General features: G+C 48.4%; 4 protein-coding genes. 2 read left to right on the top strand and 2 right to left on the bottom strand.

The annotated features are described in order from the left end of the window. On the bottom strand, nt 1-923 hold a 923-nt coding region (locus tag QCH34_RS08800; RefSeq protein WP_300332982.1), incomplete at its 3' end, for a PLDc N-terminal domain-containing protein. Nucleotides 924-1,199: 276 nt separating this feature from the next. Here QCH34_RS08800 and QCH34_RS08795 point away from each other — a divergent pair. Together QCH34_RS08795 and QCH34_RS08790 are read left to right on the top strand one after the other, a co-directional pair. Next, nucleotides 1,200-2,054 (top strand): alpha/beta hydrolase, encoded by an 855-nt coding sequence (locus QCH34_RS08795; protein ID WP_300332980.1) that lies wholly within the window; start codon nt 1,200-1,202, stop codon nt 2,052-2,054. Nucleotides 2,055-2,216: 162 nt separating this feature from the next. Then, nucleotides 2,217-3,233, top strand: a complete 1,017-nt coding sequence (locus QCH34_RS08790; RefSeq protein ID WP_300332979.1) for a hypothetical protein — start codon at nt 2,217-2,219, stop codon at nt 3,231-3,233. A gap of 239 nt (nt 3,234-3,472) precedes the next feature. On the opposite strand, the gene QCH34_RS08785 is transcribed toward QCH34_RS08790, so the two are convergent. Continuing rightward, nucleotides 3,473-3,652, bottom strand: a 180-nt coding sequence (locus tag QCH34_RS08785) for a hypothetical protein (RefSeq protein ID WP_300332978.1), incomplete at its 5' end; no start/stop codon positions are given.

The following is a 3,652-nucleotide window of genomic DNA, read 5'->3' as shown; positions in this document are numbered from 1 at the left end:
GCCTCCGCTGAACCATTTAACTCGGGGAAGTAACGGGAGGAGAAGTCGATCGTATCTTCTTTTGAGGCATAGTTCCAGTCCAGGATAAACCGAATCTGCATCGAAAAGACCGCATGGCCCTCTACCATCACAGCGGTATCGCGCCATGGCGCCCACTCCGGGACACGGCCCAGGTAATCATCACCGATGTTAAAACCGCCAATGAACCCGGTCTTTCCATCAATCACTGCGATCTTGCGGTGGTTTCGGTAGTTAATCCTCGGATGCCGTACATGCAGGAGGGAGGGGAAGAAGAAGGCGAGCTTTCCTCCCGCCTCAAGATAGGATGCATAGAAGGATCTCTTCGGGCCTGCCGCACCAAGCCCGTCACCAAGGAATCTGACCGTAACACCCGCCTTCGCCCGCTCGGTTAATGCTGCAAAGACTTCTCGCCCGATCTCATCATCTTTTAAGATATAATATTCAAGATGGATGTGATCCTCTGCTTTCCGGATGGCCTCAAGCAGAGCGTTAAACTTGGAATTTCCGTCAATAAAGACCCTGACTTCATTATCTGTCGTCACAAGTGCCCTGTTGCTCTCCATCAGCATCAGCATCATCCGCTTATATGCATCAGAAACAGTATGTAATTTTGAGATCTGGTGGTTGAAGAGCTCCTTCTTTTGCGATTCGATCAGATCGGTCATCTTTTCATCATACTCTTTCTTCACCCGGAACATCCGATCCCGGTGAAAACTCTGTCCAATAAAGAGGTAGAGGATAAAGCCGACTACCGGGAGAAAGAAGAGTGCCATGAGCCATGCAATCGTTGCCGTCGGGTTCTTCCGCTCGATAAAGACGACGGTCAATGCAAAAATAATGTTTGCAATGATGATGAACGGGTAGATGAAGTCTATAAGAAACTGAAGCACTTCGAAGATCATGAGCAGTACCTGTCTCCAGAGGTAAGATGATCCTTATCATATAGAATCCTGACGATAGCACGTGTCAACGTATACAGAGGAGACCGGGCATTCACAAAAGATAAATCCTAAGTCAAATTGATAAGAGAGGAGATTTTTTACAATTATGACGTTTTCAAGAGCTTTAATTAATTTACCTGAACTTTCGGAGACGCTCATCGATAACGTTTTTCCCTATTGATCCATAACTGAATACAATAATCATACGGATATAATGCATGAACATGAGGATATACTATGGATAGACGATCGATTTTCACACTCACCCTGCTTTTATTTGCCATAACCCTTCTGGCAACAGCCGGATGTATAGCCGCAAGCGACACCACTCACCTTTCAGAACAGGAAGCCCGGCAGTTCCCGGTAGTATCATTCGATGAAACCCCTATTCATTATGCAGATGTAAACGGCGTTACTCTTGCCTATCGCGAATTTGGGTCAGGGGAACCTCTCCTGTTGATCGAAGGATTTGGCGCTACCATTGAGGGCTGGAACGAGACTTTCATCGGTATCCTTGCATCGAAGTACCATGTGTACACCTATGATCACCGGGGAATGGGGCAGAGCAGTGCATACACAACAACCCCGTCAATCTACCAGTTTTCAGACGATGCTGCTGCACTGATGACTGTGCTGGGCTATGACAGCATGCATGTCTATGGTGTCTCCATGGGATCTACCACCGCCCAGCAGCTTACAATCGATCATCCTGAGAAGGTCAGGAAACTCATACTGGATTCATCCACATACAGCATCAGGATCCCTGAGACAAAGACACTTCTCGGTCTCATTGAATCAAGAGCTCTCGATCCCACAGTCCCTGAAGGAAAGCGGCAGGAGGCAGAGGCAAACCTTGCATGGAATGGATCGTTTGACGGTCTCTCTGGTATCAAGAAGGATGTGATGCTCATCGTAGGTACAGATGATATTCTGACTCCCGATGCGGTCTCAGTCAGGATTGCAGGCGAGATCGATGGATCCTGGCTTCTCCGGTTCAAGGACGTTCCCCATGCCGGCTATCATTATGCACCTGTTGAGTATGGAGAGAGTGTGCTCTTCTTCCTGGGAATGGATGAATCCCCCGGAATGTAATCTTTTTTTTAGTCGTCAGCAGTCAACTACCTGCTCCTGAAAGAGCGGTATCCCTCTTCTAAAATTTATTAGAGCATTAGTGATTTTTTCTGGCAATTCCGGATACTATCAACCAAAATGATATAAAACCAAAACCAAATGAATTTATGGAGTTTGTGTAAGATGAAGATACATATCATCACTGTTGGTATTCTGGCCCTGGTACTGCTTGCTGCGGGATGCACAACCGGACCTGAGGATTCCGCACCTGTTTCAACAACATCTCCGCCACAGACGGCAGCCATATTGGTAGGGACACCAGAAACCACCACAACAGAAGAGAAGACTGGACAGCCTGAAGAGAATGGTGAACCATTACGATTTACATGGACAGTTGATTCCGGAGTACGCCTCAATGATGCAAGTATTCCCTACCTGTACCGGCTGGAAGACGGGAGAGTGCGGATGTACTACAATGGTGCTGCGGGTATACTCTCAGCCATTTCAGATGACGGGATGATCTTTGAGAGAGAAGCCGGAGTTCGGCTTTCTCCTGGGATCGGGGGGAGTCCGGAGATGACTGTTGGAGATCCCACAATCGTGAAACAAAAAGACGGGACGCTACGGATGTATTACAAGGGTGCAACTGGCAGCGGAGGGCCCGGCCAGGCGGTTCATAGCATCTTTTCTGCCATATCAAACGACGGGCTGCACTTTGAGAGGGAGGGAATCAGGATTGATTCGCAGAATACTCCTGATCGTGGCTGGGCATCAGTCCCTGAGGCAGTTCTCCTTCCGGATGGCAGGGTAAGGATCTATTATGTCTCTGATGGGGAGGATGTCAGGCACGGCATTGTATCTGCCATCTCCGATGACGGACATTTATTTACTCGTGAAGGGCCGGTTCTCGCAGGTTTCGTTGACCCGGCGATAACGATCCTCCCCGACGGCACCTACCTCTTGATCGCCTCGGCATTCCCCTTCTATCAGGGAGGCAGGCTCAACGATGCAAGTCCGGGGATCTACAGCTTCACCTCGAAGGACGGAATCACCTTTACTGATCGCTCGGTAATCCTTTCGGGAGAGGGCAATATTGACCCGACGATCATCAGCCTCGGTAACGGAAACTACAGGATCTTTTACTGGAACATCAATGACAGGCCATCAGTTATCAGGAGCAGCAGCGGCACCCTGATCTGATTTCACTTTCGCACCCCGCTCCTTTTGTTTATATACCCTCAAGTCAGAATAGTATATGCCGGAGCATCACGGGAGTTCCGCTTCATTGATCCCGTGCTCTGGTCAGGGTTTCCCGCTACAACCCAAAACAAAATCGACCCCTCTTTCTTTTCTTTTTACAGTATTTCAGTTACGCACTTCAGTATTGGTGTCCCGGGCATTGCATCCGGCATATTGTATCCGTCATCCGGGATACTGTATCAGGAATCATACATGACTGATATCATGAGAGCGAAGAAGAAATAGACGCAGGCGTCATGTGTATCGTAATCTGAGAAGAGTTGTTTTTTCCATAATAGGGGGGTGGTATTGGCAGCGTTGAATAGTTCCCGAGGACTCTCGTACCTCAGTACAATATTCGACGCAGGTGGGCTTAACTG

The sequence above is a fragment of the Methanocalculus sp. genome, assembly GCF_029762515.1.
Classification (GTDB): Archaea; Halobacteriota; Methanomicrobia; order Methanomicrobiales; family Methanocorpusculaceae; genus Methanocalculus.
Note: the sequence above shows the minus strand (reverse complement) of the source record. Positions and strands in the feature narration are given on the sequence as shown.

What these genes read in the sequence shown, in the direction of transcription:
- QCH34_RS08795 (WP_300332980.1), top strand. Translation starts at nt 1,200, where the DNA reads ATGGATAGACGATCGATTTTCACACTCACCCTGCTTTTATTTGCCATA.
- QCH34_RS08790 (WP_300332979.1), top strand. Translation starts at nt 2,217, where the DNA reads ATGAAGATACATATCATCACTGTTGGTATTCTGGCCCTGGTACTGCTT.